Genomic DNA, 24,430 nt, shown 5'->3' on the forward strand with positions numbered 1-24,430 from the left:
TGTGACCCGAAGAAAGAACTCACCGCGTCGTACTACCCACCGTTGAGCAGCGTCGAGGGAGCAGCACCATGGCAATCGGCAGCACCACACTGGCCCCGGATCTCTCGAACTGGGATCCCAACAACGAGGAGACCTGGGACAGCCGGCTCGCTTGGCGCACCCTGTGGATCACCACCTACTCGATGATCCTGGCGTTCTGCACCTGGTACATCGTGTCGACCGTCGCCCCGCAGTTGAACAAGGTCGGTTTCCACCTCACCAAGGAACAGCTGTACTGGATGGTCGCCATGCCGGGTCTGGCCGCCGGCATCTTCCGGCTGATCTGGATGTTCCTCCCGCCGGTGCTGGGTACCCGCAAACTCATCACGCTCTCGTCCCTGCTGCTGCTCATCCCGATGGGCGGCTGGACGCTCGCGGTCCGTGACCAGACCACCCCGTACTCGACGCTGCTCCTGCTCGCCTTCGCCTGCGGCATCGGCGGCGGGATCTTCTCCGGCTACATGCCCTCGACCGGGTACTTCTTCCCCAAGTCCAAGGCCGGCACCGCACTGGGCATCCAGGCCGGCGTCGGCAACTTCGGCATGTCGATCATCCAGATCCTCGGCCCCTGGGTGATGGGCTTCGGCCTCTTCGGCACGGCCTTCCTCACCCCGCAGCAGGCCGCGGGTCACCCGATCTGGCTGCACAACGTGGGCCTGGTGCTCATCCCGTGGACGTTGCTCGCCGTCGTGCTGGCCTGGCTGTTCCTCAAGGACGTGCCGATCAAGGCGAACTTCCGCCAGCAGATCGACATCTTCGGCAACCGGAACACCTGGTTCATGATGCTCATCTACCTGATGACCTTCGGCACCTTCTCCGGTTTCGCCGCACAGTTCGTCCTGCTGATCAACAACACGTACGGCATCACGTCGAGGTTCGTCCCGGCCAGTGGTGACGTGAAGGGGCTGGTGGCCGGTGCCACGTACGCCTTCCTGCCGCCGATGATCGCCTCTGCCGTACGCGTCCTGTGGGGGCCCCTGTGCGACCGCTTCGGCGGGGCGATCTGGACCTTCGTCTCCGGCGTCGGCATGACGGTGTCGATCTTCGTCGCCGCCTCGTTCCTCAACCCGACCTCGCCCGACCAGTACAAGGGCTTCCTCTGGGCGATGTTCGCGATGTTCTTCTTCGCCGGCATCGGCAACGCCGGCACGTTCAAGCAGATGCCGATGATCATGGGGCCGCGCCAGGCGGGCGGCGCGATCGGCTTCACCGCCGCCATCGCCGCGTTCGGCCCGTTCATCGTCGGCGTGGCCCTGGCCAATATCGACAACCTGGCCTTCTTCATCGGCTGCGGCATCTACTTCGTCTTCTGCACCGTCCTGACCTGGGTGTTCTACGCCCGCCCGAAGGCCCCCTTCCCGGGCTGACGCTTTCCCCCTCCCCCGCGACTCCCGGATGATCCACGCATCCCGCGAAAGGATTCCCATGACGACCACCGCAGGTTCCCCAGGGTCGCGCGAGCGCGCGGGCGGCCCACCGAGTGACGACAACGGTCTGCTCGGCCTCGGCACCTTCTTCCGCCGTGGCACGGCCTCGTCCGACAAGCGCCAGTTGTTCCTCACCGGTGGGCGCGAGGGGGACGTCTTCTACCGGGACCGCTGGTCGCACGACAAGGTCGTCCGCTCCACCCACGGCGTCAACTGCACCGGATCCTGCTCCTGGAAGGTGTACGTCAAGGACGGCATCATCACCTGGGAGGCGCAGCAGACCGACTACCCGGACACCGGTCCGGACATGCCGGACTACGAGCCCCGGGGCTGCCCGCGCGGTGCGGCGTTCAGCTGGTACACCTACTCCCCCACTCGGGTCCGCTACCCGTACGCGCGCTCCGTGCTGCTCAGCCTCTGGCGCCGCGCCAAGGAGGAGCACCCCGACCCGGTCGACGCCTGGCAGTCGATCGTCGAAGACCCGCAGAAGGCCCACTCCTACAAGTCGCAGCGCGGCAAGGGCGGTCTGGTCCGGATCAGCTGGCAGACGGCGACCGAGATGGCGGCCGCCGCGCACGTCTACACGATCAAGCGCTACGGGCCCGACCGGCTCGCCGGGTTCTCGGTGATCCCCGCGATGAGCCAGGTCTCGTACGGCGCCGGCACCCGCTTCTACTCACTGCTCGGCGGCACGATCCTGTCGTTCTACGACTGGTACGCCGACCTGCCGATGGCCTCGCCGCAGGTCTTCGGTGACCAGACCGACGTGCCGGAGTCGGGCGACTGGTACAACAGCTCCTACCTGATGATGTGGGGCTCCAACGTCCCGGTCACCCGGACCCCGGACGCGCACTTCATGACGGAGGTGCGCTACCGCGGCACCAAGGTGGTCGCGGTCTCCCCCGACTATGCCGACAACACCAAGTTCGCCGACGAGTGGGTGGCGATCCACCCCGGCACCGACGGCGCCCTGGGTCTGGCGATGGGCCACGTCATCCTCCGCGACTTCCACGTCGCCGAGGGCACCCCGTACTTCCACGACTACATGAAGCGCTACACGGACGCGCCCTACCTGGTCTCGCTCGACGAGCACGCGGCTCCGGACGGCACCACCGCGTACGTTCCCGGCAAGTTCCTCACCGCCGAGGACCTGCCGGAGGAGGCCGGTCAGGAGAACGCGGCCTTCCGTACGGTCGTCCTCGACCGCTCGGGGGTCCCCCGGGTGCCGAACGGATCCCTCGGTCACCGCTTCGGCGAGTCGGGCGTCGGGAAGTGGAATCTGGAGCTGGGCGACATCGACCCGGTGCTGTCCGTGATGGACACCGGGTCCTACCGGAGCGCCGCGCTGTTGCTGCCCCGCTTCGATGTCGTCCCCGAGCCGGGTGACGAGGACTCGCAGCACCTCGGCGCCGCCGGCGTCCTCAGCCGGGGCGTCCCGGCCGTGCAGGTGGGCGACCGCCTGGTCACGACCGTCTACGACCTGATGCTCGCCCAGTACGGTGTCGAGCGGGCGGAACTGCCCGGCAGCTGGCCGCAGGGCGACGACGATGTCGATGCCGTCGGCACCCCGGCCTGGGCGGAGTCGATCACCGGTGTCCCGGCGGCCCAGATCACCCGGGTGGCCCGCGAGTTCGCGCGCAACGCCGCGGACAGCGGTGGCCGGTCGATGATCATCATGGGCGCCGGCACCAACCACTACTTCCACTCCGACACCATCTACCGCACGATGATCGCCCTGGTGATGATGTGCGGTTGCCAGGGGCGCAACGGTGGCGGCTGGGCGCACTACGTGGGCCAGGAGAAGGTCCGCCCGATCACCGGCTTCCAGCAGTACGCCTTCGCCCTGGACTGGCAGCGGCCGACCCGCCACATGACCACTGCCTCCTACTGGTACCTGGCCACCGACCAGTGGCGCTACGACGGGCTGCCCGCCGACGCGCTTCTCTCCCCGCTCGCCGGGGACCGGCTGCGCAACCGGACCACCGCCGACACGCTCATCGAAGCGAACAAGCGCGGCTGGATGCCCTCGTACCCGACCTTCGACCGCAGCTCCCTGCAGATCACCGACGACGCGGCCACCGCGGGCATGGAGGTGCCGGCCTACGTCATCGACCAGCTGGACAAGGGCACGCTGCACTACGCGTGCGAGGACCCGGACAACCCGGACAACTTCCCCCGGGTCGTCACCAACTGGCGGACGAACCTGCTCGGTTCCTCCGCGAAGGGCGCCGAATACTTCTACAAGCACCTCCTCGGCGCGACGAACGCTGTCCGGGGGGCCGAGTGCGGCCCGGAGCGGCGACCGAACGACATGGTCTGGCATGACGAGGCGGCCGTCGGCAAGGTCGACCTGTTCATGACGATGGACTTCCGGATGACGTCGACGACGCTGCATTCCGACCTCGTCCTGCCGGCCGCGACGTGGTACGAGAAGCACGACATCTCGACCACCGACATGCACCCGTTCATCCACTCGTTCAATCCGGCGATCGCCCCGCCGTGGGAGTCGCGCACCGACTACGAGGTCTTCCGCGACCTCGCCGGCGCCGTGTCCGCGATGGCGGTCACCCACCTGGGGACGCGCCGCGACCTGCTGGCGGCACCGCTGAACCACGACACGCCCGACGCCATGGGGATGCCCCACGGGGCGACGAAGCCGTTCGAGGAGACGCCCAAGATCCCCGGCGTGACGATGCCCAAGCTGATCACGATCGAGCGCGACTACACCGCGATCCGGGCGAAGTTCGACACCATCGGCCCGCTGCCCGAGAAGGCCGGGATGGGCATCAAGGGCGTCGTCCTGCACCCGGAGCAGGAGATCGCCGAGCTCCCGCGGATGAACGGCGTGGCCCGGTCCGGCCCGTGCGCCGGCCGGCCGCTGGTGGACACCGACGTCAAGGCCGCCGAGATGATCCTGCGGCTGTCGGGCACCTCCAACGGACACCTCGCCACCCAGGGCTTCCACACCCTGGAGAAGCGCACCGGCACCAAGTTGGCCGACCTCGCGGCGGAGAACGAGGGCCGCCGGATCACCGTCGCCGACACCCAGCAGCAGCCGCAGCCGGTGATCACCTCACCGGAGTGGTCCGGGTCGGAGACCGGCGGGCGCCGCTACTCGGCCTTCGTCCAGAACGTCGAGCGGGACAAGCCGTGGCACACCCTGACCGGGCGGATGCACTTCTTCCTCGACCATGACTGGATGGCCGATCTCGGCGAGAACATGCCGACCTTCAAGCCGCCGCTCGACATGCATCGCCTCTTCGGGGACGCCAAGCTCGGCTCCGGCACCACCGGTCATCCGAGCGCCGCGGTCGAGGTCGCCGTCCGCTTCCTCACCCCGCACAACAAGTGGTCCATCCACTCCGAATACCAGGACAACCTGTACATGCTCTCGTTGAGCCGTGGCGGCCCCAACATCTGGATGTCGCCGGCGGATGCCGCGAAGATCGGCGTCCAGGACAACGACTGGGTCGAGTCCTACAACCGCAACGGCGTCGTGGTCGCCCGGGCAGTGGTCTCGCACCGGATGCCCGAGGGAACGGTGTTCATGCACCACGCCACGGAACGTACGGTCGACGTGCCCCGCTCGGAGACCTCCGGCACGCGTGGCGGCATCCACAACGCGCTGACCAGGGTGCTGATGAAACCCAGCCACCTGATCGGCGGCTACGCCCAGCACGCCTACGGCTTCAACTATGTGGGCCCGACCGGAAACCAACGCGACGAGGTCACCGTCATCCGTCGCCGCAGCCAGGAGGTGCAGTACTGATGCGGATCATGGCCCAGATGGGGATGGTGATGAACCTCGACAAGTGCATCGGGTGCCACACCTGTTCGGTCACGTGCAAGCAGGCGTGGACGAACCGGAACGGCCTCGAGTACGTCTGGTTCAACAACGTCGAGACCCGCCCCGGGCTCGGCTACCCCCGCTCGTACGAGGACCAGGAGCGCTGGAAGGGCGGCTGGGTCCGGCTGCCGAACGGGCGGATCCGGCCGCGTGCCGGCGGACGCCTGCGCAAGCTGGCGACCATCTTCCACAACCCCGACCTGCCGACCATCGCGGACTACTACGAGCCGTGGACGTACGACTACGACATGCTGCTGAGGGCCCCCGCGGACTCCCCGCACGTGCCGGTCGCCCGGCCCCGCTCGCTGATCACCGGCGACGAGATGAAGATCTCCTGGTCGGCCAACTGGGACGACGACCTCGCCGGCTCCCAGGAGATCGCGGTCAACGACCCGATCCTGGCCAAGATGAACGAGCAGGTCCGGCTCGAGTACGAGAAGACCTTCATGTTCTACCTGCCGCGGATCTGCGAGCACTGCCTCAACCCGTCCTGCGTCGCGTCCTGCCCCTCGGGCGCGATGTACAAGCGGGTCGAGGACGGCATCGTGCTGGTCGACCAGGACCAGTGCCGAGGCTGGCGGATGTGCATCTCGGGCTGCCCCTACAAGAAGGTCTACTTCAACCACCGCACCGGCAAGGCGGAGAAGTGCACCCTCTGCTACCCGCGCCTCGAGGAGGGGCTGCCGACGGTCTGCTCCGAGACCTGCGTCGGGCGCCTGCGCTACCTCGGGATCGTGCTGTACGACGCCGACCTGGTCACCGAGGCCGCCTCGGTCGCCGATGAGAAGGAGCTCCTCGCGGCCCAGCGGCGCTGCTTCCTCGACCCCCGCGACCCGGCCGTGCAGACCGCGGCGGCCGCGGCGGGCATCCCCCACGACTGGATCGAGGCGGCCCAGCGCTCCCCGGTGTGGCGGCTGATCCACGACTACGAGGTCGCCCTGCCGCTGCACCCGGAGTTCCGTACGTTGCCGATGGTCTGGTACGTCCCGCCGCTGTCCCCCATCGTCGACGAGGTCTCCCGGACCGGCAACGACGCCGAAGACCACCAGGTGCTGCTGACCGCCCTGTCGACGATGCGGATCCCGCTGGAGTACATGGCGGAACTGTTCACCGCGGGTGACACCCGGCCGGTGGAGCTGGCCCTGCGCCGGATGGCCGCGATGCGGTCCTACATGCGCGACGTCAATCTCGGGGTCGAGCCCCAGGAGGAGATCGCGGCCGCGGTGGGGATGTCAGGTCAGGACATCGAGGACATGTACCGCCTGCTCGCCATCGCCGACTACGACGAGCGTTACGTCATCCCGACCACCCACGGTGAGATCGGGCGGGCGATGGCCGAGGTGGACCCGATGGGGTGCTCGCTGGACGAGCCCGGCGGCATCGGGATGAACGGTCCGGGCATCGGCGGGCGCGCCCCGACCCATGCGGAGTCCGGCGAGACGCCCGGCGTCGCGCACCGGGTGCGTCTCACTCTGAGCCGGCGCGACGACCTGGACGGCTATCCCGGCCAGCAACCGGGCCTGGCGGGAGGTGTGCTGTGAGCCTGCCAGGAATCGGCCGCGGCGGTTTCCTGGGGCGGCCACGACGCAAGCCCCGCCCGCCCGTCCCACACACCGCGCGGCAACGCGCCGTCACGCACATGGCGGCCTCGGTGCTGCTGGACTACCCCGACGAGGCCCATCTCGACCTGTACCCGAGCGTGGCGGCCGAGCTGGACGGTCTGCCCGGACCTATCGCCGACCGGATCGCCACCTTCCTTGCCCGCGCGCAGCACGTGGGCCCCGACGAACTCGCCCAGGAGTACGTCCGGACCTTCGACCTGAAGCGGAAGTGCTCGCTCTACCTGTCCTACTTCCTCACCGGCGACACCCGCCGACGGGGCACCGCACTGGTGACGTTCCTGGAGGCCTACCGGGCCTGCGGTTACGAGCTGGACGCGGCCGAACTGCCGGACTACCTCCCGGTCGTCCTGGAATTCTCGGCGGTCGGCGACCCCGAGGTGGCCGGCGTCCTGCTGGCCTCCCATCGCGAAGGGCTGGAGGTGCTCCGGGAGGCTCTGACGGAGATGGCCAGTCCCTGGGCGGGGATCGTCGAGGCCGTCACGCTCACGCTGCCGCACGTCGACGAGGCCACCCGCCAGCGCACCCTCGACCTGATCGCGGGCGGGCCGCCCGCCGAGATGGTCGGCGCCGACGTCCTCGGCCCGCACCCCGTCCCGCTCGGCGAACCAGGCTTCGCCGAGCCCCCCGCCGGACCCCAGGAGTAACGGATCATGAGCGCGCTGACAGTGTTGCTGTGGATCATCTTCCCCTACATCAGCCTGACGATGCTGGTCGTCGGCACCTTCTGGCGCTGGCGTCACGACAAGTTCGGCTGGACCACGAAGTCCTCCGAGCTGTACGAGAGCCCGATGCTGCGGCTCGGTTCGCCGCTCTTCCACTACGGCATCCTCGCCGTGGGGGCCGGGCACGTGATGGGCCTGCTGATCCCCAAGTCGTGGACCGAGGCGGTGGGCCTGCCCGAAAGCGGCTACCACCTGCTGGCGACGGTGGGGGGCGGCCTGGCCGGCGTCGCCGCCGTGGTCGGACTGGTCCTGCTGATCGTCCGGCGCCGACTCAACCACGGCGTGTTCCAGGCCACCTCCCCCAACGACAAGGTGATGTACGTACTGCTGGCGCTGCCCGTCGTTCTCGGCATCGTCGCGACGCTGCTGCACCAGGTCTTCGGCAGCGGGGACGGCTACGACTACCGCGACACCATCTCGCCGTGGCTGCGCTCCCTGTTCATCCTGCAGCCGCAGGCCCAGTTGATGGCCGACGTCCCGCTGTCCTTCCAGCTCCACGTCGTCGCGGCGTTCCTGCTCTTCGCGGTCTGGCCGTACACCCGGCTGGTCCACGCGTTCTCGGTGCCGCTGGGCTACCCGACCCGGCCCTACATCGTCTACCGCTCCCGGGCGGCCGACCACGTGATCCGCCGGCCCGACCGCGGCTGGGAACCGATCGTCGGTCCGGTCTCCCTCGACCGGTCGCGAGGCGGCACGGTGCGCCCCGAACCGGAACCGCAGGATTGAGCCCGGGGTACCCTGGGGGGTATGTCACGCCACCTGTACCTGATGCGCCACGGCGAGGCCGAGGCGCACTCCTCCGCCTCGGACAAGGATCGACCCCTCAGCGCCTTCGGCCGCCGCCAGGCCGCTGACGCCGGGCAGTTGCTGGCCGGACGAGGCATCGGCGTCGTGATGAGTTCCACCGCCGAGCGCTGCCGCCAGACCGTCGCCGGTCTGGACCTGCCCGGCGGGCCGCGGCTGGAGTTCCAGGAGGCGCTCTACCTGGCCGACAGTGACACCCTGCTCCAGCGCATCGGCGAGATCGAGGACGACGTCGACGCGCTGCTGGTGGTGGGCCATTCCCCCGGTCTGCCCACGCTCGCCTCGGAGTTGGCGTACGACGCCGGCCACGGCGACGCGGACGCCCAGCGGTGCGCCTTCCCGGTCTCGTCCGTCACCGAGATCGAGGTGCCGTGCACCTGGTCGGAGCTGGCGGACGGCGAGCGGGGTGGTGTCCGCATCGTCGGCACCGTCGGCTCCGACGAGCTACCGGCCGTCTGCTGACGCTGGCCTCCCCGCGCCGCGCTCCCTCAGGGGCGTGGCGCGGCCGGCTTCTCGGGCCGTGATTTCTCCGGCCGCGGCTTCTCCGGCAGTGGCTCCTCGGGCACGTCATGCGACTCGTGGGACTGGACATGGACGTAGACGTCACTGCGGCCCAACTGCGCGCCGATCGCGACCTTGACCTCCTCGGCCAGGGTCCGGGCCTGCCCCACAGTCCACTCGTCCGGGACACACATGAAGGAGTGCACCACCGCGAGCTGCCCCTGCTGGACGGTCTGATTGGCCAGGAAGTGGACCGGCTCCCGGGACGCGATGTCGGCCTCGACCGCGCGGATCCTGGCGACGTCGTCCGGGTCGAGGGAGGAACTCAGCAGCAGGGTCCCGGAGCGCCGCAGCAGCCCCCACCCGGTCCAGAGGATGTTGCCACCGACCAGGAGGGCGACGATCGGGTCGAGGGGCTGCCACTTGGTGAGCCAGACCAGTCCGATGCCGACGAGCACTCCCGCCGAAGTCCAGACGTCGGTCAGCAGGTGCTTGCCGTCCGCCTCGAGCGCGATCGATCGATGCCGACGACCGGCCCGCCGCAGCACGAGGGAGACGACGAGATTGATCAGCGAGGCACCGGTGGCCAGGATGAGGCCGAACTCGAGCTGTTCGACCGGCGCCGGAGTGATCAGGCGCTGCACCGCCGTGTAGATGATCAGGGTCGCGGCGACGAGGATCATCGCCCCCTCGGCGAGGGAGGAGAAGTACTCAGCTTTGCCGTGGCCGAACGGGTGCCCCTCGTCGGCGGGCTTGGCGGCCAGGCTCAGCGCCCACACCCCGATCAGCGCCGCGGCGAGGTTGACCATCGACTCCATCGCGTCCGAGAGCAGACCGACGGACCCCGTCATCAGGGCGGCACCGCCCTTGATGCCCATGGTGGCGAGGGCCGCCGCCACCGACAGCCACATGAAACGTCGCAGGTAGCGGGTGTCGACCGTCAGCCCTGCGGATTGTGGGGTGCTCATGTGGTTCGAGGGTAACCACTCGGGGGTCGCTCGGATAGCGAGGAAAGGCTAGCGAAACGCAGGTAAGGCTTGGGAAACCGACCCTCGTCCACGGGGTCAGTGCCCGAAGCGGAGCGGGTCCAGCAGGTCAGCAGCCGGGTCCTCCAGCGCGGCGATGGCCGCCATCTGCTCGTCGGTCAGGGAGAAGTCGAACACTGACAGGTTCTCCAGCTGGCGACGCGGATCACCTGACTTCGGGACCGCGACGATGTCCTGCTGGACCTCCCAGCGCAGCACGATCTGGGCCGGGGTCCGCCCCAGTTCGCGAGCGGCGTCGGCGACGGCCGGTGCGCTCACCAGGGCGTCGCGGTGGTCGCGCCCGAGCGGGCTCCACGCCTCGGTGACGATGCCGTGCTCGCGGCCCAGCACCACCAGCTCACGGCGCGGCCGGGTCGGGTCCAGCTCGATCTGGTTGACGTCCGGGGTGTAATCGTGGGCGAAGAGGTCGGTGAGGAACTGCTCGGTGAAGTTGGAGGTGCCGATGGCCCTGGCGAGGCCGGCCTCCTGGACGGCGAGCATGCCCTCGAAGGCCTCCAGGTAGCGACCCTGGTCAGGGTTGGGCCAGTGGATCAGCAGCAGGTCGACGTAGTCGAGGCCCATCCGCTCCAGCGCGGCCTCGAGGGCCGGGCGGACGAGGTCGCGGCCATGCCACTTCTTGTTGAACTTGGTGGTCACGAACACCTCGTCGCGCGGGACCGACGCCTGGCGGACGCCCGCCCCGACGGCGTCCTCGTTGTCGTAGTTCTCGGCGGTGTCGACCAGGCGATAGCCCGCTTCGATCGCCGTCGCGACGGCCTCGGTGCACTCCGCTCCGGTCATCGGCCACGTCCCGAGCCCGATCAAGGGGATGGCTCCGCCACTGCGCAGGGGAACGGTGGGAGCCAGCTGGGGGACGGTCATGGAATCCTCCTCGGTACGAACGCGTGGACTGCCGGGTCGGCGACTCCACCTTACGCAGGCTCCCACGGCGGATAGTCTGAGGCAGGCTCGACGGAAGGAAACCCTGTGCGAACCCCCAGCTCGACCTACCGGCTCCAGATCACCGGAGAGTTCACCCTCCGGGACGCCACGGCCATGATCGGCTACCTGCGGGACCTCGGCGTGGGCGCGCTCTACCTGTCGCCGGTGCTGCAGTCGAACGACGGCTCGGAGCACGGCTATGACTGCGTCGACCCGACCACGATCGACGCCCAGCGCGGCGGGGAAGAGGCCTGGGCCGAACTGGTCGAGGCGGCCCACGCGGCGGGCATCGGCATCGTCGTCGACATCGTCCCCAACCACCTGGGCGTCGCCGAACCCGACCAGAACCCCAGTTGGTGGAGCGTCCTCAAGGAGGGCAAGGACTCCCCGTACGCCTGCTGGTACGACATCGACTGGAGCCGCTACCCGATCCTGCTGCCGGTGCTCGGCGAGGACCGCGACGAGCACCTGACCCTGGTCGTCACCGACGGCGAGGCGCAGCTCGACTACTACGGCCACCGCTATCCCGTCGCGGACGGCACCTGGGAACCCGGTGATTCCGCGGCCGCGGTGCACGGTCGCCAGCACTACCGGCTGATCTCGTGGCGGCGCGGGGACACCGAGATCACCTACCGCCGCTTCTTCAGCGTCACGACCCTGGCCGGTCTACGCCAGGAGGACCCCCAGGTCTTCACCGCGACCCACGAGCGGATCGCCCGCTGGATCGCCGAGGGACAGGTCGACGGGCTGCGGGTCGACCATCCCGACGGCCTGCGCGACCCGGGCGGCTACTTCGTACGGCTGCGCGAACTCGCCCCGGACGCCTGGATCGTCGGGGAGAAGATCCTCGAGCGCGACGAGCAGCTGCCGACCTGGCCCATCCAGGGGACCAGCGGGTACGACGCGATGTTCGATGCCGGCGCGGTCTTCCTCGACCCCCAGGCCGAGAAGCAGTTCAGCCGGATCTACACCTCGATCACCGGTGACAAGGTCGGGATCGCGGACCACGTGCTCGAGGGCAAGCTCACCGCGGCCTACGACCTCCTCGAGGCGGAGCGGCGCCGGATCGCCCGGCTGGCGCCGGAGATCGAGCAGGAACCGCTCGAGTCCGCGCTGGCCGAGATCGCCGCCCGCTTCGAGGTGTACCGGTCCTACCTGCCGCATGGCGACGGTTACCTGGTCGCCGCCGAACGGGCCGCCGCCGAGGCCCGGCCCGACCTGGCCGAGACGATCGGCCAGATCAGCGGCCGCCTGCACGACCGCACCGACGAGGTGGCCTGCCGCTTCCAACAGCTGTGCGGTGCGGTGATGGCCAAGGGCGTCGAGGACACCGCCTACTACCGCTACTCCCGGTTCATCGCCCTCAACGAAGTGGGCGGCGACCCCGGCACCTTCGGGATCAGCACCGACGAGTTCCACCGGCGGCTGGCCACCCGGCAGGCCCACTGGCCGGACTCGATGACCTCCCTGTCGACGCATGACACGAAGCGCAGCGAGGACGTCCGCGCCAGGCTCAACGTCCTCTCCGAGATCGGCGACATCTGGGGTCCGTTCGCCCAGGGCGTGGTCGACCGGATGGACATCGCCAACCGTTCGCTGGCCTACCTGCTCGCCCAGACGTTCATCGGCGCGGCTCCGATCGCCCGGGAGCGGATGCACGCGTACGCCACGAAGGCCATGCGTGAGGCCTCCGACGAGACCAGCTGGACCGACCCGAACGTCGAGTTCGAGCACGAGGTGCACGCGGCCATCGACCGGGCCTACGACGACCCGGATACCGTCGAGCTCATGCGTACGGTCCTCGGGCTCGTCGCCCGCCCCGGATGGTCGAACTCCCTCAGTCAGAAGCTGGTCCAGCTCACCATGCCCGGGGTCCCCGACGTCTACCAGGGCACCGAGCTGTGGGACGAGTCGCTGGTCGACCCGGACAACCGCCGGCCGGTCGATTTCGCCGCCTGCGCCGAGCTGCTCCGCCGCAGTGACGCGCCGCCACTGGACGCCAGCGGGGCGGCCAAGCTGTGGGTGACCTCCCGTGCCCTGCGGCTGCGACGGGAACGGCCCGACCTCTTCACCGGGTACACGCCGCTGTACGCGGAGGGACCGGCCGCCGAGCACCTCGTCGCCTTCGACCGCGGCGGGGCGATCACCCTGGCGACGCGGCTGCCGTACGGACTCACGCACCAGGGCGGCTGGCGCGACACGGTGCTGCACCTCGACGGCACCTACCGCGGGCAGCTCCAGGGCCTGGAGTGGTCGGGTACGGTCGCCTTGTCGACGATCCTCGTCGACTACCCGGTGGGCCTGCTCGTCAGGCAGTGAGAGAGAAGGTCGCCATGACCCTGCGCGTGGACATCTGGTCGGACATCGCCTGCCCCTGGTGCTACATCGGCAAGCGACGTTTCGAGGCGGCGCTGGCGGACTTCGCGCATCGCGACGACGTCCGGGTGACCTGGCGTTCCTACCAGTTGGACCCGGAGCTGCCGGAGCGTTTCCAGGGCAGCGAAGCGGAGTACCTCGCGCAGGCCAAGGGGATCTCGGCCGAGCAGGCGGAGCAGATGATCGCGGTGGTCTGCGACCAGGCGGAGACCGTCGGCCTCACGTACGACTACGAGCACCTCGTCCCGGCCAACTCGCTGCGTGGCCATCAACTGCTGCACCTGGCCAGGCGGACCCCCGGCATCGATGTCGCGGCGGTGAAGGACGACCTCCTCGACGCTCACTTCGTCCGTGGCGAGGCGATCAGCGATCCTGACGTCCTGGTGGCCATCGGCGCACGGCACGGCCTCGACGAGGACGCGGTCCGCACGGCTCTGGAGGACGACGCGATCCGCGCGGAGGTGCTCGCCGACTTCCGCACGGCGCGCTCCATCGGCGTCACCGGGGTGCCGTTCTTCGTCCTGGAGGACAAGTACGCCATCTCGGGCGCGCAGCCGACCGAGCTCTTCGCCCAGGCGTTGCAGAAGGTCTGGGAGGAGACCGAGCCGGCGCCCCGCAACTTCATCACCATCGACGCCACCGACGCCCCGGCCTGCGGGCCGGAGGGCTGCGCCTGACCCTGCGCCCACCACGGCAACTGTTGGCATCAGCCGCCGCCCGCCCGACTCCTGACCGTACCGTGAATGTGTTCCCGCGCGAGACAGCGCTGACACAACGAGGAGTCAGAAGTGGTGGATCTGAGGGCCATTCCCTACAACCTGGATGATGACGGGGTCGCCTGGGTCGAGCGGACGCTGGCGTCCATGTCGCTGGACGAGAAGATCGGCCAGCTCTTCATCAACATGGGCTCGAGCCGGGACCCGGAATACCTCAAGGGTGTGCTCCGCGACTACCACATCGCCGGCGTGCGTTACCAGAAGGCCCCCGCCGCCGACATCTGGGAGCAGAACAAGGTCCTCCAGGACAACGCCACCATCCCGCTGCTGATCGCCGCGAACACCGAGGCCGGCGGCAACGGCGCGGCCAACGACGGCACCTACGTCGGCCACGAGATCAAGATCGCCGCGACCGGCGACGAGCGCTACGCCTACGAGATGGGCCGGATCTCCGGTGTCGAGGCGGCCGCCATCGGCTGCAACTGGTCCTTCGCGCCGATCGTCGACCTCAACAACAACTGGCGCAACCCGATCATCTCGGTCCGTACCTGGGACAGGACCCGGGCATGGTGCTGCGGATGAGCCTGGCATACATGAAGGGCATCCAGGAGGCCGGCATCATGCCCGCCGCCAAGCACTGGCCCGGTGACGGCATCGACGAGCGCGACCAGCATCTGTCCTCCGCCCCGAACTGGCTCTCCACCGAGGACTGGGACGCCACCTTCGGCACCGTCTACCAGGGCCTGATCGACGCCGGTCTGCCGTCGATCATGGCCGGCCACATCGCCCTGCCGAGCTACCAGAAGCACTTCGACCCGTCGATGACCGACGAGGACATCCTGCCGGCGACGCTCTGCAAGGAGATCACCACCGATCTGCTCCGCGGCAAGCTGGGCTTCAACGGTGTGGTCGTCACCGACGCCTCCCACATGGTCGCGATGAGCGGTGCGATGCCGCGCCGCGAGTTGCTGCCGGCCGCGATCAACGCCGGCTGTGACCTGTTCCTCTTCTTCAACGACCCCGACGAGGACATCGCCTGGATGAAGCAGGCCGTCGAGGACGGCACCCTCTCCCGGGAACGGCTCGACGAGGCCATCACCCGGACGCTCGGCCTGAAGGCCCGCATCGGCCTGCACCGCACCCCGCGCGAGCAGCTGCTGGCGCCGAAGGACGAGGCGCTCGCCAGCATCGGCCGCCCGGAGAACCGGGCCATCGCCGTGGAGGTCGCGGAGAAGGCGATCACGCTGGTCAAGGACCGGGACGAGCGCTTCCACCCGTTGCCCATCTCGCCGGAGAAGTACCGGCGGATCCTCGTCGTGCCCGTCGAGGGTGCCCCGAACCCGATGGCCTCCCTGGGCGGTGGCGCCGGACACCCCGCCGACCGACTGGCCGCCAAGCTCTGCGAGCGCGGCTACCAGGCGAGCGTCTACGAGTCGCTCAAGCGCAAGGCCGCCGGCAAGGGCGAGGAGGAGCTCGCGAAGCTGGTGATGAGCGCGTACGAGGGCAAGGCGCCGATCTCCGACCTGACCGACAACTACGACCTGGTCATCTCCGCCGCCAAGGTCGAGGGGCTGATGCAGCCGATCGAGCGGGTCTACTGGCCCTCCACCAAGGGGACCCTGGACATCCCGTGGTACGTGCACGAGATCCCGACGATCTTCGTCTCGTTCCACTCGCCCAACCACCTGCCGGACGTTCCCCAGGTGAAGACCTTCATCAACGCGTACGACGACAAGGACTTCACCCTGGACGCGGTGCTCGACAAGCTCGAGGGCCGCTCTGAGTTCACCGGGGTATCCCCGGTCGATGCCCTCGGCGGCCTGCGCGACAGCCTCATCTGACCTCCTTCTCCCCACCAGCGCTCGGACAGGACGACTCCCATGACCCCCAGGCCCATGCCCGGCACCGCACCCGCGGCCGCCCAGGTGCTGCTCGACTTCGTTCCCACCAAGGATTTCTTCGTCGGCATCGACTCCGACGGGTGCGCCATGGACGCCATGGACATCAAGCACCAGGAGTGCTTCACCCCTGCCTACATCAAGGCCTGGGACCTGCAGCCCATCTCCACCCTGGCGCGCCAGACCGCGCTGTTCGTCAACCTGGGCTCCATCACCCGCGGCCTCAACCGCTGGCTGGCCCTGCGGCAGGTGCTCGACCTGCTGCGGGACCGCACCGAGGTGGCCGAGCGGGGCGTGGTGATCCCCGAGTACCCGGAGCTGACCGCGTTCATCGAGTCGGACCACCCGCTGTCGGACAAGGGGTCGCCGCCTTCGCCGCCGAGCACCCCTCCCCCACCGTGGACCGGATGATCGCCTGGGGCAATGACGTGAACGCCCGGATCGCCGACATGGTGCACGGCTGTGGCCCGTTCCCCGGCGTCCGCGAGGCGATGGCGACGATGTTCGACAGCGTCGACGAGATGACCGTCTCCGCCACGCCGCTCGACGCCCTCAAGCGGGAGTGGACCGAGCACGGCCTGGCCCCGTACATGCACGTGATCGCGGGCCAGGAGATGGGCTCGAAGGCCGAGCACGTCGAGTACGCCGCGAAGGGCAAGTACGCCGACGACCACATCATGCTGATCGGGGACGCACCGGGCGACCGGGACGCCGCCGCCAAGGTGGGTGTGCAGTACTACCCGATCCTGCCGGGTCGGGAGAAGGAGTCCTGGCTCCGGTTCACCGCGGAGGCGCTGCCGCGATTCCTCGCCGGGACGTACGCCGGCGCCTACCAGCAGCAACTGATCGACGAGTTCAACGCGATGCTGCCCGCAGAGGTGCCGTGGGAGACGATCTCCGGCCATCGCGCCATCAGCATGCCGACGGTCAAGTAGTCCACCCGAACCACGAAGGGAACAGCCCATGCCCCGACTCGTCGACCTCACCGCCAAGCCCTATGCACTCGATGCCGACCAGATCGGATGGGTCGAGGACACCATCGCCTCGATGACCGACGAGGAGAAGGTCGGCCAGCTCTTCACCAATCTGTTCTTCTTCGGCGGGGACCCGTTCTCCGGCAACACTCTGAGCAACAAGGAGATCCTGGACCGCTACCACATCGGCGGCGCGCGCTACAACGGCGGCACGTCCGACCAGGTCCAGCAGCTACTCAACGAGCTGCAGCGCGACTCGAAGATCCCGCTGCTGATCGCGGCCAACTGTGACGCCGGGGGGAACGGCGCCTGCAAGGACGGCACGTACGTGGCCTCCGGCGCGCAGTGCGAAGCCTCCCGCGACACGGCCGTGGCCCGCGCCGCCGGCTACGTCTCGGGGCGCGAGGAGTCCGCGCTGGGGTCAACGTGAACTTCGACCCCTGCGTGGACATCCTGTCCAACTGGCGCAACACCATCGTCAACACCCGGGCGTACGGGACGAACGCCGAAGACGTGATCACCTACACCTCGGCATACATCGAGGGCCTGAAGCAGTCGGAGGTCATCTGCTGCATCAAGCACTTCCCGGGCGACGGCGACGAGGAGCGCGACCAGCACCTGGTGCTGGGCAACAACTCGCTGAGCGTCGACGAATGGGACGCCTCCTACGGGAAGGTCTACCGGCACCACATCGACAACGGCGTGGAGATGTTCATGGCCGGCCACATCGCCGTCCCCGCCTACCAGAAGGCCCTCGTGCCCGGTCTGCAGGACAAGGACATCCTGCCCGCCACCCTCGCCCCTGAGCTGGCCACCGGTCTGCTCAAGGAGAAGCTCGACTTCAACGGCATGCTGATCACCGACGCCTCGCACATGCTCGGCATGACGTCGGCCATGCGGCGCGAGGACTACGTGCCGGCCGCGATCGCGGCGGGCTGTGACATGTTCCTGTTCTTCAACGACATCGATGAGGACTGGAACTTCATGCTCAAGGGCTACCGCGACGGGGTGATCACCGAGGAGCGGATGACCGACGCGCTGCGCCGCATCCTCGGCCTGAAGGCCAAGCTGCGGCTGCACGAGAAGAAGGCGGCCGGCACACTGCTCAAGCAGCCCGAGGACCTCGCGGTCGTCGGCTGTGCGGAGCACCTGCAGCTGCGCGCCGAGGCCGCCGACAAGGGCATCACCCTGGTCAAGAACACCCTCGACCAGCTCCCGCTCAACCCGATCGACCACAAGCGGATCAGGCTCTACTACCTGAGCGGCGAGAAGGGCGGCATCATCGACGCCGGCGACGCGACGGTCGAAGCCGTCAAGGCCGAGCTGGAGTCCCGCGGCTACCAGGTCACCGTCAACGACGGCACCACCCGGATCAAGGGCCCCACGCTGACCTATCGGGCCGAGGTCGACGCAGCGCTCATCGTCGCCGAGGTGATCGGCTACGGAGCGCAGAACACCTACCGGATCCAGTGGAAGACCGCGATGAGCAACGAGTGCCCGTGGTACGTCCACGAGGTGCCGACCTTCATGGTGTCGTTCAACTACACCACGCATCTCCACGACGCGACGATGGTGAAGTGCTACGTCAACGCGTACGCCGCCAACGAGGAGACCATCCGCCAGACCCTCGACAAGCTCGAGGGGAAGTCGCCATTCAAGGGCACGCCGAACGAGCTGGTCTGGACCGACAAGTGGCAGGCCCGCGTCTGACCAGCCCTGAAACCCTTTAGGCTTCGGCTCATGAAGCCGACGCCTGATCTGTACGACGAGTACGGGGACACCCTCGCCAGCTGCTGGCTGCAGTTCCGCCAGTTCGGGCGGAGAAAGGCCTTCGAGGGCACCGTCACGACCGTCCGCTGCTTCCAGGACAATGTGCTGCTGAAGTCGGTCCTGGGTGAGCCCGGTCGCGGCAGGGTGCTCGTCGTCGACGGCGGTGGCTCCCTCGAGGCCGCGCTCGTCGGGGACGTCATCGCGGGCCTCGGGGCCGACAACGCATGGGAGGGCGTGATCGTCAACGGCGTCGTCCGGGACAGCCCGGCGCTTGCCGAGGTGGACCTCGGCATCAAAGCCCTCGGTACCAACCCTCGCAAGAGCCGCAAGGACGGCATCGGCGAACGTGACGTGCCGGTCACCTTCGGGGGCGTCACGTTCGCTCCGGGTGCTCATCTGGTCAGCGACGAGGACGGCATCGTCGTCTTCCGCTGACCGATCACGGTCAGTCGGCGATCAATCAGCGATCAGTCCGCGATCAGTTCGCGGTCCGGATGCGCCTGCTGCCAGCCGTCGATCGCCCGGGTCCAGTCCTGGCCGTCGAAGGTCACCACCGAGGCGGGGAACAGCGAGTCCTCCTCGCGCAGCATGTGCTCGTGCAACTCGAGCACCTCGTCGGCGAAGGCCTGGCGGTGGCTGGCGTCGGTGACGTCCAGGGTGGCGAGGAACGCGGCGAGAGCACGATGTTCCTCGACGAGCGGGCGGATGTAGTCGGCGAAGTCGTCGGGGTAGCGCTCGACCATCACCGCGAACAGGCCGCCCTCCTCCCCCTGCCAGTGGTCCTCCAACTCAACCGCCAGCCGGGCGACCTCCTCACGGGCCAGGTCGTACTCCCCCGCGTCCATCGCCCGCCTCGCGGCGTCGGCCAGATCACGGGAGCTGTTGTGCTCCGCGTAGTAGTCGCGGATCAGCGTCATGTCCTGGCAGCCGCAGTAGTTGCACATGCCGCGATCCTCACACGTCGATTTCTGACGGTCAAGGACGCAGTAATGGCGCGGCCCCCGAACGCCAGTAGGCCCGCCCCCTTGCGGGGACGGGCCTACTGTGCTGCGATCAGCGGTGCCTGATCAGCGCGACGAGTGCGCCAGGATCACTTGAGGATCTTGGTGACGTTGCCGGCGCCGACGGTGCGGCCACCCTCACGGATGGCGAACTTCAGGCCCTCTTCCATGGCGATGGGGTGAATGAGCTTCACCTTCATGTCGGTGTTGTCACCAGGCATGACCATGTCGACACCCTCGGGCAGCTCGATGGCCCCGGTGACGTCGGTGGTGCGGAAGTAGAACTGCGGGGAGTAGTGCGCGAAGAACGGCTTGTGACGGCCGCCCTCCTCCTTGTTCAGGATGTAGACGCGGCCCTCGAACTCGGTGTGCGGGGTGACCGAACCGGGCTTGCAGACGACCATGCCGCGCTGCACGTCTTCCTTCTTGGTGCCACGCAGCAGCAGACCGACGTTCTCGCCGGCCTCGCCGGTGTCGAGCAGCTTGCGGAACATCTCGACGCCGGTGACCGTGGTGGTCTGGGTGGCGTCGTGGATGCCGACGATCTCGACCTGCTCGTTGACCTTGATCACGCCGCGCTCGATACGACCGGTGACGACGGTGCCACGACCGGTGATCGTGAAGACGTCCTCGACGGGCATCAGGAAGGGCTTGTCGGTCTCACGGGCCGGGGTCGGGATGTAGTCGTCGACGGCCTCCATCAGGTCCTCGATGGACTTGGTCCACTTCGGGTCACCCTGCAGCGCCTGGTAGGCGGAGATCTGGACGACCGGGCAGTCCTCGTCGAACTCCTGGGACGCCAGCAGCTCGCGGACCTCCATCTCGACGAGCTCGATGAGCTCGGGGTCGTCGACCATGTCGCACTTGTTCAGCGCGACGACCATGGCCGGCACGCCCACCTGGCGGGCGAGCAGCACGTGCTCGCGCGTCTGCGGCATCGGGCCGTCGGTCGCGGCCACGACCAGGATGGCGCCGTCCATCTGGGCAGCACCGGTGATCATGTTCTTGACGTAGTCGGCGTGACCCGGGCAGTCAACGTGCGCGTAGTGCCGCTTCTCGGTCTGGTACTCGATGTGAGCGATCGAGATGGTGATACCGCGCTGACGCTCCTCGGGGCCTTGTCGATGGAGTCGAAGGGGGACTCCTCGTTCAGGTCCGGGTACTTGTCGTGGAGCACCTTCGAGATCGCCGCGGTCAGAGTGGTCTTGCCGTGGTCGATGTGCCCGATGGTGCCGATGTTGACGTGCGGCTTGGTCCGCTCGAACTTGGCCTTTGCCACTGGGGCTCCTTCTTGATGGTCGCCTCACTGGTTGCGAGGCGCGCGTTGATTTCTACCGGTCTGACGACTTGCCGGGTCCCCGGAGGGTGACCCGGACAAGTTTTCTGCACCGGCGCCGCATAGTCAAACCGCGGATATACTACCCGGTCAATCGTATGCGGCGCCGAACAGGAGCGCAGGCGATCACTCGCCGCCGCGGGCCTTCTGGACGATCTCGTCGGAGACGTTCTTCGGCGTCTCCGCGTAGGAGTTGAACTCCATGGAGTAGGACGCCTGGCCCGAGGTCTTGGAGCGCAGGTCACCGACGTAACCGAACATCTCCGACAGCGGGACGAGGGCGTGGACGACCTTGTTGCCGTGCTGGTCCTCCATCGACTGGACCTGGCCACGACGGGCGTTCAGGTCACCGATGACGGTGCCGAGGTAGTCCTCGGGAGTGGTCACGTCGACGGACATGACCGGCTCGAGCAGCACGGGGTTGGCCTTCTTCGCGGCCTCCTTGAAGGCCATCGAACCGGCGATCTTGAACGCGAGCTCCGAGGAGTCGACGTCGTGGTAAGCGCCGTCGACCAGGGTCACCTTGACGTCCTCGACGGGGTAGCCCGCGAGGACACCGAACTGCATGGCCTCCTGGACACCGGCGTCGACCGAGGGGATGTACTCCTTGGGGATGCGGCCACCGGTGACGGCGTTGACGAACTCGTAGCCCGAGCCCGGCTCCTGCGGCTCGAGGTTGATGATGACGCGACCGTACTGGCCCGAACCACCCGACTGCTTCTTGTGGGTGTACTCGAACTTCTCGACCGCCTTGCGGAGCGACTCGCGGTAGGCCACCTGCGGCTTGCCGATGTTGGCCTCGACGTGGAACTCACGCTTCATCCGGTCGATCAGCACGTCGAGGTGGAGCTCGCCCATGCCGGCGATGATGGTCTGGCCGGTCTCCTCGTCGGTGTGCACCTGGAAGGTCGGGTCCTCCTCGGCGAGACGCTGGATCGCGATGCCGAGCTTCTCCTGGTCGGCCTTCGACTTCGGCTCGATCGCCTGTTCGATGACCGGGGCCGGGAACGTCATGGACTCGAGCACGACCGGGTTGGCCGGATCGCAGAGGGTGTCGCCGGTGCCGGTGTCCTTCAGGCCCATCACGGCGACGATCTGACCGGCACCGATGGAGGCGATCTCCTCACGCTTGTTGGCGTGCATCTGGTAGATCTTGCCGATCCGCTCCTTCTTGCCCTTGACCGAGTTGAGCACGGTGGAGCCGGTGTCGAGACGACCGGAGTAGACCCGGATGTAGGTCAGACGGCCCAGGTGCGGGTCGGCGGCGATCTTGAAGGCCAGCATGGCCAGCGGCTCGCTGTCGGCCGGGTGACGCTCGATCACCACGGACTCGTCATTCGGCTTGAAGCCCTGGATCGCGGGGATGTCCAGCGGCGACGGCAGGTAGTCGACGACCGCGTCGAGCAGCGGCTGGACGCCCTTGTTCTTGAACGCGGTGCCGCAGAACACGGCGGTGATGGAGCTGGACAGCACGGCCCGACGGACGGCGGCCTTGAGCTCGGGGACGGTGAACTCCTCGCCGCCGAGGTACTTCTCCATGAACTCGTCGTCGTTCTCGGCGATGACCTCGAGCAGCTCGGCGTGAGCGGCGTCGGCCTTGTCCTTGAGGTCGGCCGGGATCTCCTCGACCTCGTAGTCCTCGCCGACCACGGTCTCGCCGCGCCACACGAGGGCGCGCATCTCGACCAGGTCGATGACGCCGTAGAAGCCACCCTCGGAGCCGAGCGGCAGCTGCATCACGGCGGCGGTCGCGCCCAGGCGGGTCCGGATGGTCTCGACGGCATGGTCGAAGTCGGCACCCGTACGGTCGAGCTTGTTGACGAAGCAGATGCGCGGGACACCGTACTTGTCGGCCTGACGCCACACGGTCATCGACTGAGGCTCGACACCGGCGACGCCGTCGAACACGGCCACCGCGCCGTCGAGGACGCGCAGCGAGCGCTCCACCTCGACGGTGAAGTCCACGTGGCCGGGAGTGTCGATGATGTTGATCTGGATGTCGTGCCAGTGGCAGGTGGTGGCGGCGGAGGTGATGGTGATGCCGCGCTCCTGCTCCTGCTCCATCCAGTCCATCGTGGCGCCGCCCTCGTGCACCTCACCGATCTTGTAGTTGATACCGGTGTAGAACAGAATGCGCTCGGTGGTGGTGGTCTTACCGGCGTCAATGTGCGCCATGATCCCGATGTTGCGGACCTTGGCGAGGTTGGTTTCAATCTCGACAGCCACGAAGGGTACCTCTCGTCATGTGTGCGGTCATCTCCCGGATTGACCGCACGTGGCGGCGCGACCGGTGGTCAGTGAAGTGGTGGCCGACGCACGTCTCGAGGACGACGCGGCCGGATAGGCGTGCGACACGCGACCCTGCACAGGGTACGACGACGGGCGCCGACGACCCAACCCGCGTGGTACGCGAGCGCTGCGTACCTCCGCTGTGGATCATCAGCGCCCGGCGCCGTGAAGCAGGGTGTGTCACCAACGGTAATGAGCGAAAGCCTTGTTGGCCTCGGCCATCTTGTGGGTGTCCTCGCGACGCTTCACCGAAGCGCCCAGGCCGTTGGAGGCGTCGAGGATCTCGTTCATCAGGCGCTCGGCCATGGTCTTCTCGCGGCGGTCGCGAGAGAACCCGACGAGCCAGCGCAGCGCGAGGGTGGTGGCACGGGCGGGCTTGACCTCGACCGGGACCTGGTAGGTGGCGCCACCGACACGGCGGGACTTGACCTCGAGGGCGGGCTTCACATTGTCCAGCGCGCGCTTCAGGGTCTGTACGGGGTCGACGCCGGACTTGGTCCGGGTGCCCTCCAGAGCGGTGTAGACGATGTTCTGCGCGACGGACTTCTTGCCGTCGACGAGCACCTTGCTGACCAGCTGGCTCACCAGGGGCGAGCCGTAGACCGGATCGGCGGGCATGGGGCGACGGGGCGCGGGACCCTTACGAGGCATTACTTCTCCTTCTTCGCACCGTAGCGGCTGCGGGCCTGCTTACGGTTCTTGACGCCCTGGGTGTCCAGCGAGCCGCGGATGATCTTGTAGCGAACGCCCGGGAGGTCCTTCACACGACCGCCACGCACGAGCACCATCGAGTGCTCCTGGAGGTTGTGGCCGACACCCGGGATGTACGCCGTCACCTCGACGCCGCTGGAGAGGCGCACACGGGCGACCTTCCGCAGGGCCGAGTTCGGCTTCTTCGGGTGGTGGTGTAGACGCGGGTGCAGACGCCACGACGCTGCGGAGAGCCCTTGAGGGCAGGCGTCTTGCTCTTCGTCGCCTTGTCGGTCCGGCCCTTGCGGACCAGCTGCTGGATAGTTGGCACCGGCTGGTATCTCTTTCCGTTGTCGGGCTCACCCGAAGCCCGGGCCCGCCCTGTGTCGTACGACCCCTGTGCGGGGGTCTGGATGACTCCTCTGCTGCGATCCCCTGCCCGGGAGAGCAC

The 24,430-nt window shown here is 68.1% G+C and carries 18 protein-coding genes and 3 pseudogenes; 14 read left to right on the forward strand and 7 right to left on the reverse strand.

What is annotated here, in order from left to right; genetic code table 11:
• Positions 1-68: 68 nt before the first annotated feature.
• Genes Rai3103_RS02560 through Rai3103_RS02585 form a run of 6 tightly spaced genes read left to right on the forward strand, consistent with a single transcriptional unit; the run spans position 69 to position 8,923 of the window.
• Positions 69-1,406 (forward strand): nitrate/nitrite transporter, encoded by a 1,338-nt coding sequence (locus Rai3103_RS02560; RefSeq protein WP_153571278.1) that lies wholly within the window; start codon positions 69-71, stop codon positions 1,404-1,406.
• A gap of 58 nt (positions 1,407-1,464) precedes the next feature.
• Positions 1,465-5,235 carry a nitrate reductase subunit alpha gene (locus tag Rai3103_RS02565; protein WP_153571279.1) on the forward strand — a complete coding sequence of 1,257 codons (3,771 nt, stop codon included), beginning with the start codon at positions 1,465-1,467 and terminating at the stop codon, positions 5,233-5,235.
• Positions 5,235-6,854 carry a nitrate reductase subunit beta gene (gene narH, locus Rai3103_RS02570; RefSeq protein ID WP_153571280.1) on the forward strand — a complete coding sequence of 540 codons (1,620 nt, stop codon included), beginning with the start codon at positions 5,235-5,237 and terminating at the stop codon, positions 6,852-6,854. The genes Rai3103_RS02565 and narH overlap by 1 nt, the downstream gene beginning before the upstream one ends.
• Entirely contained in the window at positions 6,851-7,579 is a 729-nt protein-coding gene (gene narJ / locus Rai3103_RS02575) for a nitrate reductase molybdenum cofactor assembly chaperone (protein ID WP_153571281.1), read from the forward strand. Before narH ends, narJ begins: the two co-directional genes overlap by 4 nt.
• A gap of 6 nt (positions 7,580-7,585) precedes the next feature.
• Entirely contained in the window at positions 7,586-8,383 is a 798-nt protein-coding gene (narI, locus tag Rai3103_RS02580; protein WP_153571282.1) for a respiratory nitrate reductase subunit gamma, read from the forward strand.
• Positions 8,384-8,404: 21 nt separating this feature from the next.
• The gene (locus tag Rai3103_RS02585) at positions 8,405-8,923 is read left to right on the forward strand and encodes a SixA phosphatase family protein (protein WP_153571283.1); all 519 of its coding nucleotides are present in this window, start codon (positions 8,405-8,407) and stop codon (positions 8,921-8,923) included.
• Between the two features lie 26 nt (positions 8,924-8,949).
• On the opposite strand, the gene Rai3103_RS02590 is transcribed toward Rai3103_RS02585, so the two are convergent.
• A complete protein-coding gene (locus Rai3103_RS02590; RefSeq protein ID WP_153571284.1) occupies positions 8,950-9,930 on the reverse strand; it encodes a cation diffusion facilitator family transporter in 981 nt (326 codons plus the stop codon).
• 96 nt (positions 9,931-10,026) lie between these two features.
• A complete protein-coding gene (locus Rai3103_RS02595; RefSeq protein WP_153571285.1) occupies positions 10,027-10,869 on the reverse strand; it encodes an aldo/keto reductase in 843 nt (280 codons plus the stop codon).
• 105 nt (positions 10,870-10,974) lie between these two features.
• Between Rai3103_RS02595 and treY the strand changes: the two genes are divergently transcribed.
• From treY to rraA, 8 genes and pseudogenes are all read left to right on the forward strand, one after another.
• Positions 10,975-13,248 (forward strand): malto-oligosyltrehalose synthase, encoded by a 2,274-nt coding sequence (gene treY / locus Rai3103_RS02600; protein ID WP_153571286.1) that lies wholly within the window; start codon positions 10,975-10,977, stop codon positions 13,246-13,248.
• Positions 13,249-13,262: 14 nt separating this feature from the next.
• On the forward strand, positions 13,263-13,982 hold the full coding sequence (locus tag Rai3103_RS02605) for a DsbA family oxidoreductase (protein WP_228489104.1): 720 nt from the start codon (positions 13,263-13,265) through the stop codon (positions 13,980-13,982).
• 225 nt (positions 13,983-14,207) lie between these two features.
• Positions 14,208-15,862: pseudogene (locus Rai3103_RS02610) on the forward strand (glycoside hydrolase family 3 protein).
• A 39-nt stretch (positions 15,863-15,901) separates the two neighbouring features.
• Positions 15,902-16,330 (forward strand): hypothetical protein, encoded by a 429-nt coding sequence (locus Rai3103_RS17325; protein ID WP_228489105.1) that lies wholly within the window; start codon positions 15,902-15,904, stop codon positions 16,328-16,330.
• Positions 16,327-16,854, forward strand: coding sequence for an HAD family hydrolase (locus tag Rai3103_RS17330; protein WP_228489106.1), 528 nt, complete (start codon positions 16,327-16,329; stop codon positions 16,852-16,854). The genes Rai3103_RS17325 and Rai3103_RS17330 overlap by 4 nt, the downstream gene beginning before the upstream one ends.
• Positions 16,855-16,882: 28 nt before the next feature.
• On the forward strand, positions 16,883-17,323 hold the full coding sequence (locus Rai3103_RS17335; protein ID WP_228489107.1) for a glycoside hydrolase family 3 protein: 441 nt from the start codon (positions 16,883-16,885) through the stop codon (positions 17,321-17,323).
• The gene (locus tag Rai3103_RS02620) at positions 17,320-18,603 is read left to right on the forward strand and encodes a glycoside hydrolase family 3 N-terminal domain-containing protein (protein ID WP_228489108.1); all 1,284 of its coding nucleotides are present in this window, start codon (positions 17,320-17,322) and stop codon (positions 18,601-18,603) included. The genes Rai3103_RS17335 and Rai3103_RS02620 overlap by 4 nt, the downstream gene beginning before the upstream one ends.
• A gap of 30 nt (positions 18,604-18,633) precedes the next feature.
• Complete coding sequence (gene rraA / locus Rai3103_RS02625; RefSeq protein ID WP_153571287.1) at positions 18,634-19,098, forward strand: ribonuclease E activity regulator RraA; 465 nt, start codon at positions 18,634-18,636, stop codon at positions 19,096-19,098.
• A gap of 32 nt (positions 19,099-19,130) precedes the next feature.
• Here the strand turns inward: rraA and Rai3103_RS02630 are convergent, their stop codons facing one another.
• The 5 genes and pseudogenes from Rai3103_RS02630 to rpsL form a co-directional block, all read right to left on the reverse strand.
• Positions 19,131-19,607 carry a hemerythrin domain-containing protein gene (locus Rai3103_RS02630; RefSeq protein ID WP_228489109.1) on the reverse strand — a complete coding sequence of 159 codons (477 nt, stop codon included), beginning with the start codon at positions 19,605-19,607 and terminating at the stop codon, positions 19,131-19,133.
• A gap of 146 nt (positions 19,608-19,753) precedes the next feature.
• Positions 19,754-20,943, reverse strand: a pseudogene (gene tuf / locus Rai3103_RS02635) (elongation factor Tu).
• Between the two features lie 183 nt (positions 20,944-21,126).
• Positions 21,127-23,226 (reverse strand): elongation factor G, encoded by a 2,100-nt coding sequence (fusA, locus tag Rai3103_RS02640; RefSeq protein WP_153571288.1) that lies wholly within the window; start codon positions 23,224-23,226, stop codon positions 21,127-21,129.
• Positions 23,227-23,469: 243 nt separating this feature from the next.
• Positions 23,470-23,940: a 30S ribosomal protein S7 gene (gene rpsG, locus Rai3103_RS02645; protein WP_153571289.1), complete on the reverse strand. Its 471-nt coding sequence runs from the start codon at positions 23,938-23,940 to the stop codon at positions 23,470-23,472.
• Positions 23,940-24,310: pseudogene (rpsL, locus tag Rai3103_RS02650) on the reverse strand (30S ribosomal protein S12). Before rpsL ends, rpsG begins: the two are co-directional and overlap by 1 nt.
• Positions 24,311-24,430 lie beyond the last annotated feature (120 nt).

This window comes from Raineyella fluvialis (assembly GCF_009646095.1).
Lineage (GTDB): Bacteria > Actinomycetota > Actinomycetes > Propionibacteriales > Propionibacteriaceae > Raineyella > Raineyella fluvialis.